The sequence below is a fragment of the Gemmatimonas sp. genome, assembly GCF_041689975.1.
Taxonomy (GTDB): Bacteria; Gemmatimonadota; Gemmatimonadetes; order Gemmatimonadales; family Gemmatimonadaceae; genus Gemmatimonas.
In genome coordinates, this window is the sequence record NZ_JBDNFF010000121.1 from 1 (window position 1) to 6,344 (window position 6,344).

Sequence of the window (6,344 nt, forward strand, 5' to 3'; positions counted from 1 at the left end):
CAGCGACCGCGACGGCGTGCGCGATCGCGACGGCGTGCCACTCGCGTTCGACATCCTCATTCCCAGTAGCAGCACGTCACGGCAGCGCTATGCGGTCCTGCTGCAGGAGCAGTATCGGGTGATCGGCGTGAAGGCGACGCCACAGGTGCTCGAGAACAATGCGTGGAACGAAGCCGTGTACGAGCGTCAGGCATTCGACGCCTATCTGGGAGCATTTCAGCCAAGCCCGGGGCTGGTCGGACTACTGCAGACGTGGGCCTCACGCGGGAGCTCCAATACCGGCCGTTACGCGAGTCCCGTGTTCGATGCTCTGCTCGACAGCGCACTCACGACATTCGATCCGACCACGAGTCGCCGCTACTGGGCGCGGGCGTTTCAGCAGATCGACGACGACGTGCCGGCCGTCTGGTTGTATGAACAGCGCTCGCCGGTGGCGATCAGTCGTCGCTTCATCACCACTCCGCTGCGGGCCGATGGCTGGTTCGTCGGTCTCGCCGATTGGCGCGTGGATCCCGCCCAGCGCATCGATCGCGATCGCATCGGGCTGGGGACGCCTCGCTGACCACCATCGCCCGTCGCGTGATCATGCGCGCCGCGCAGGGCGTGGCCGTGGTCTTCGCGGCGGCCACGCTCGCCTTTGTGCTGCTTCAGCTAGCGCCGGGTGACCCCGCCACCGCCCTCGGCGAAGGCATTTCTCCGGAACTGCGCGCCATCATTCGCGCGCAGTACGGGCTCGATGACTCGCTGGCCACGCAGTACGGTCGGTGGCTCTGGTCGCTCGTGCGCGGCGATCTCGGCTGGTCGCGCGATCAGCATCGTCCCGTGGCGGCCGTGCTCTCCGATGCACTGCCGCGGTCGCTCTTTCTCATGGGATGCGCGCTCAGTGTGAGTCTTGTAGGCGGCATGCTGATCGGCGCTTGGCAGGGCGCACGTGCGGGATCGCGCCGCGACCGGATCACGTCGACCGCCTTGCTCGTGCTCTACTCGCTCCCGGAGTTCTGGCTGGCGTTGCTGCTGCTGGCGGTCTTCGCGTATCACCTTCGCTGGCTACCGGTCACCGGCATCACCGGCGAGATGTACGACTACATGGGTGCGGGCGAGCAACTCCTGGACCGCCTGCGCCATCTGGTCTTGCCACTGACATCGCTCTCACTCGTCGGCATATCGGTCTTCGCGCGCTATCAACGCAACGCGATGCAGGAGAGCATGGCGCAGTCCTTCGTGCGCACCGCTCGCGCGAAGGGGCTCACTGAATCGGCCGTGCGCCGTCAGGCGTGGCGCAGCGCGCTGCTGCCGGTGATCACGGTGACCGGTTTGATGCTCCCTGCGCTGATCACCGGCGCCGTGTTCGTGGAGCGCGTGTTCTCCTGGCCCGGCATGGGCTACGCCATGATTCGTGCGATCGAAGCCCGCGATTATCCGGTGGTCTCCGCCGGCGTCATTCTCGGCAGCGCCGTCACGGCATTCGGCGCGGCGCTCGCCGACATCGCACGGGATATCGCCGACCCACGGTTACGCAGCCCGTGAGTCGCCAAGTGCCGCCGGCCGTCGTGCTGATCGCGCTCCTCGTGTCGGTGGTCGTTGCCGGACCGCTGCTGTCGCCGTACGCACCGAACGCGCAGCTCGACATCATCGCGCTCCGCAGCCAGGCCCCCTCGCTCGCGCACCCCTTCGGCACCGATGCCGCAAGTCGCGATGTCTTCAGCCGCGTGCTCGAGGGCGGACGCGTCTCGCTCGCACTCGCCGTCCTGTCGGTGTCGTTGTCGCTCGTCGTGGCCACACTGTATGGTGCGATCTCGACACTGGTCGGTGGCGTCGTCGATACCACGATGCGACGCCTGCTGGATGTCGCGTTGTCGATTCCGCGTCTGCTGGTGCTGCTGGCGGTGGGCGCACTGTGGGGCGCACTGTCGTTTCCCGCCTTGGTCCTGCTGATCGGACTCACGGGGTGGTTCGACACCGCGCGCGTCGTGACCGACGAACTGCACGCCCTCAGCACGCGGGAGTTCACTGTGGCTGCGCGAGCCATGGGGGTGCGTGGCCCGCGACTGCTCTGGCGCCACCTGCTGCCGCACCTGCTGCCGACGCTTGTGATCAACGCCAGCTTCGGGGTCGCCGCCACGATCGCGCTGGAGGCAGGGCTCAGCTATCTCGGCCTCGGCATCCAGGCGCCACAAGCGAGTTGGGGGACGATTCTCCGTGACGGCGCGGGGGTGGTACAGAGCGAATGGTGGCTTTCGCTGTTTCCCGGTCTGGCCACCGTCTTCGCCGTGCTCGCCTGCAATGCCCTCGGCGACGCCTTGCGCGAGCGGTTCGCACCGAATCACGTTCCGAGTCTTGCGACGAGTCTCGCCGCGTCGCTTGCCCCCTCCTCCTCCCGTACCCTGCGCCCGTGACGATTCCTGCCACACGCGACTCGACGACCGCGCCCGATCGTCCGCTGCTCGAGGTGCAGGCGCTGCAGATCGCCTTCCCGATGGCCACCAGCGGAGGAAGCTCCAGCGTGGCGCGCGCTGTCGATGGCGTGTCGTTCACCGTCGCGCGCGGCGAGTCGGTATGCCTGGTTGGCGAGTCCGGATGCGGAAAGTCGCTTACGGCGCTCTCGCTCCTCCGTCTCGTGCCACCACCGGGCCGAATCGAGTCGGGCAGCCGGATCCTGTTCGACGGCAGCGACATGCTGACGCTCGATGCCGAGAAGCTGCGTACCATTCGCGGCCAGCACATGGCGATGATCTTTCAGGAGCCGATGACGGCGCTCAATCCGGTCCTCACCGTCGGCAGCCAGATCGCGGAGGTACTGCGCGTCCACACGAAGCTCTCGCGGCAGGAGACGTGGGGCCGCACCGTGGACATGCTGGCGCAGGTCGGCATCGCCGACGCGGCTGCGCGCGCCAAGCAGTACCCGCATGAACTCTCCGGCGGTATGCGCCAGCGCGTGATGATCGCCATGGCACTCATCATGTCGCCCAAGCTGGTGATCGCCGACGAACCGACCACCGCACTCGACGTCACCATCCAGGCGCAGATCCTCGAGCTGCTGCGCGATCTACGCGCGCGCACCGGGATGGCGTTGCTGCTGATCACGCACGACCTTGGCGTGGTTGCCGAGATGGCCTCGCGCGTGATCGTGATGTACGCCGGCCGCGTGGTCGAGGAAGCGAACGTCGCCGATCTCTTTGCCGCGCCACGCCATCCATACACGGAGGGACTGCTCGCGGCAATCCCGAAGCTCGGCCAGGAGGAGGAGCGACTGCAGACCATCGCGGGTTCCGTCCCGCCGCCCACCGCGCTGCCGAGTGGATGCACGTTCCGCGACCGATGCCCGTATGCGTTCGAACGCTGCGCAAAGGAGGAGCCAGCACTGTTGCAGGTAGGATCGGCCCACCGGGCGCGGTGTCATCTCGTCGAAGAACCGGCGCGGCACGACGTCACGCGTCGGGCCGACACGCATGAGGTGACACGCGCATGATTTCCGCGAAAACGGGCACACCCACGGCGCCGCTGCTCGAAGTGCGCAATCTCACCAAGCACTTTCCCATTCGTACAGGCCTCCTGCAGCGCGTCACCGGTGCCGTGAAAGCGGTGGATGGCGTGTCGTTCGACGTACACTCGGGTGAAACACTGGCCCTCGTGGGTGAATCGGGATGTGGCAAGACGACCACGGGCCGTTCGATTCTTCGTCTGATTGAACCGACGTCCGGAACCGTGCGCTTCGAGGGAACCGACGTGCTGGCGTTGCGGGGCGAAACGCTGCGACGCATGCGGCGGCGCATACAAATCATTTTTCAGGATCCGTACGGCTCGCTCAATCCGCGCATGACGGTGGGCGCCGCGATCAAGGAAGGATTGATCGTGCACGGGCTCGCCGAAGGCAGCGACGCCGATCGTCGTGTATCCACGCTGCTGGATGAAGTGGGGCTGCGCCCCGAGTACGCATCACGCTATCCGCACGAATTTTCCGGCGGTCAGCGACAGCGGATCGGCATCGCGCGCGCCCTGGCGGTCGAGCCGTCGTTCATCGTGTGCGACGAACCGGTGTCGGCACTCGACGTGAGTGTGCAGGCGCAAGTCGTCAACCTGCTACGCGACCTGCAGCGCGACCGGGGCCTCTCCTATCTGTTCATTGCGCACGATCTCGCCGTCGTGGCGCATATGGCTGATCGCGTGGCCGTGATGTATCTGGGCCGCATCGTCGAGCTCGCGCCGCGCCGCACGATCTTCCGCACGCCGCTGATGCCGTACACGCAGGCGCTGCTCTCTGCGGTGCCGGTCCCCGATCCGACGGTCAAGCGCCAACGCATTCTGCTTCCGGGGGATCCGCCCTCTCCGGCGAACCCACCTGGTGGCTGCGTGTTTCATCCGCGCTGCCCGAGTCCGCGCAAGGATGCGGAATGCACACGCGTGGTGCCGCCGCTGGAAGAAAAGTCTCCTGGACACTTCGTGGCCTGCATCAAGCAGCCGCTTCTCCACCTTTCATCGAACGCGTCGTGACGCCTCCCTCACTCCGTACGGACTCGTCCGCACCGAACCCCGCCAGCGATCGCGCGTTCTTCGGTCATCCGCGCGGACTCGGCCTGCTCTTCCTGACCGAGATGTGGGAGCGCTTCTCCTTCTACGGACTGCGCCCGCTGTTGGTGCTGTTCATGGCAGCCGCGCTCGCCGATGGCGGCTTCGGTTTCGACCGTCCCGCCGCATCGGCCATCGTGGGCATCTACGCCGCGTCGGTCTATCTCGCGTCGCTGCCCGGTGGCTGGATCGCCGATCGTTGGCTGGGATTGCGTCGCGCCATCCTGATCGGCGCCGTGCTGATCACATCGGGGCACCTCGCCATCGGCATTTCAGGAATGGCCGGCGCGGGTATGGGCAAGATCTTCTTCTTCCTCGGTCTCGTGCTCATCGTGCTCGGCACCGGACTGCTCAAGCCGAACATTTCGGCCATCGTCGGCGATCTCTACCCCGAGGGTGGTGCGCGACGTGACGCCGGCTTCTCGATCTTCTACATGGGCATCAACACCGGTGCCTTTCTGGGTCAGTTGGTCACTGGATATCTGGGCGAGCGGGTCAGCTGGCACTGGGGTTTTGGCGCCGCTGGCGTGGGCATGCTGTTCGGACTTCTCGTGTTCTGGCTGAAAGCGAAGGACATGCTTGGCACGCTGGGGCAGGACATCGTGCGCGATCCGAATCCCGCGGTGCAAGCGAAACGTGAAGGCACGGTCCGCAATTACACGATCGCCGGTCTCGTTGTCCTCGCGATGGTGTTCGTGCTGGCCGGCACCGGTGTCGTCGCACTCGATCCGCAGGCCATCGGCGGCGCGATGACATTCGTGCTGGTCGGTATCGCCGTCGCCTTTTTCGGCTTTCTGTTCGCGTTCGGTGGGCTCACGCGCGACGAGAAGCGGCGCTCCGGTGTGATCTTCGTGCTCTTCGTGTTCGCCGCGATCTTCTGGGCGGCCTTCGAGCAGGCACCGACATCATTGCAGCTGTTCGCGAAAGACTTCACTGACCGGAATTTCTTCGGATTCGAGATTCCCGCCACCTGGTTTCAGACGGTGAATTCGGCCTTCATCATTCTGTTCTCGCCGGTCATCGCCGCGCTCTGGATCATGCTGGCGAAGCGCAATATCGACCTCTCGAGTCCGGCCAAATTTGCGCTGGGACTCGCCTTGGCCGGTGTCGGATTTCTGATCATGCTCTTCGCCGCGAATCGCGTCGTCGCCAGCGGCGGCTCGGTGCTGGTGTCGCCGTGGTGGCTCATCATCAGCTACTTCTTCCAGACGATGGGCGAGCTGTTCGTGAGTCCGGTGGGCCTGTCGTCGATGACGAAGCTGGCGCCGCGGCGCTACCTCGGACAGATGATGGGCATCTGGTTCCTGGCCACATCGGTCGGCAACCTGGTCGCCGGACTCGTTGGCGGGTACGTGGATCCCACCAAGCTCGAACAGACGCCACTCGTGTTCAGCGGCACGGCGATCGCGCTCTTCGGCGCGACGGTGATCTTGGCACTGATGATCGTCCCGATCCGCCGCATGATGGCTACCGCGAAGTAGTCACCCGAGTCGCGCTGCTGCGCGAGACTCACGTGAGTGCTGGGTCGTGAGTCAACGTTCCGGGTCATGAGTCACCCACAACTCCGAACTTCAACCCAAAACTCGAGACTCACGTGAGTGCTGGGTCATGAGCCAACGTTCCGGGTCATGAATCACCCACAACTCCGAACTTCAACCCAATACTCGAGACTCACGTGAGTGCTGGGTCGTGAGCCAACGTTCCGGGTCATGAGTCACCCACAACTCCGAACTTCAACCCAAAACTCGAGACTCACGTGAGTGCTGGGTCATGAGCCA

6 protein-coding genes are annotated in these 6,344 nt (G+C 65.3%); all 6 read left to right on the forward strand.

Annotated elements, in window-relative coordinates; translation table 11 throughout:
* Positions 1-562 (forward strand): hypothetical protein (locus ACESNG_RS08390; protein ID WP_373068541.1); only part of this gene is annotated, 562 nt, incomplete at its 5' end.
* A gap of 23 nt (positions 563-585) precedes the next feature.
* Entirely contained in the window at positions 586-1,527 is a 942-nt protein-coding gene (locus ACESNG_RS08395; RefSeq protein ID WP_373059006.1) for an ABC transporter permease, read from the forward strand.
* On the forward strand, positions 1,524-2,396 hold the full coding sequence (locus ACESNG_RS08400) for an ABC transporter permease (RefSeq protein WP_373058980.1): 873 nt from the start codon (positions 1,524-1,526) through the stop codon (positions 2,394-2,396). The genes ACESNG_RS08395 and ACESNG_RS08400 overlap by 4 nt, the downstream gene beginning before the upstream one ends.
* Positions 2,393-3,469, forward strand: a complete 1,077-nt coding sequence (locus ACESNG_RS08405; protein ID WP_373058982.1) for an ABC transporter ATP-binding protein — start codon at positions 2,393-2,395, stop codon at positions 3,467-3,469. The genes ACESNG_RS08400 and ACESNG_RS08405 overlap by 4 nt, the downstream gene beginning before the upstream one ends.
* Positions 3,466-4,491, forward strand: a complete 1,026-nt coding sequence (locus ACESNG_RS08410) for an ABC transporter ATP-binding protein (RefSeq protein ID WP_373068543.1) — start codon at positions 3,466-3,468, stop codon at positions 4,489-4,491. The genes ACESNG_RS08405 and ACESNG_RS08410 overlap by 4 nt, the downstream gene beginning before the upstream one ends.
* On the forward strand, positions 4,488-6,047 hold the full coding sequence (locus tag ACESNG_RS08415; protein WP_373068545.1) for a peptide MFS transporter: 1,560 nt from the start codon (positions 4,488-4,490) through the stop codon (positions 6,045-6,047). Before ACESNG_RS08410 ends, ACESNG_RS08415 begins: the two co-directional genes overlap by 4 nt.
* Positions 6,048-6,344 lie beyond the last annotated feature (297 nt).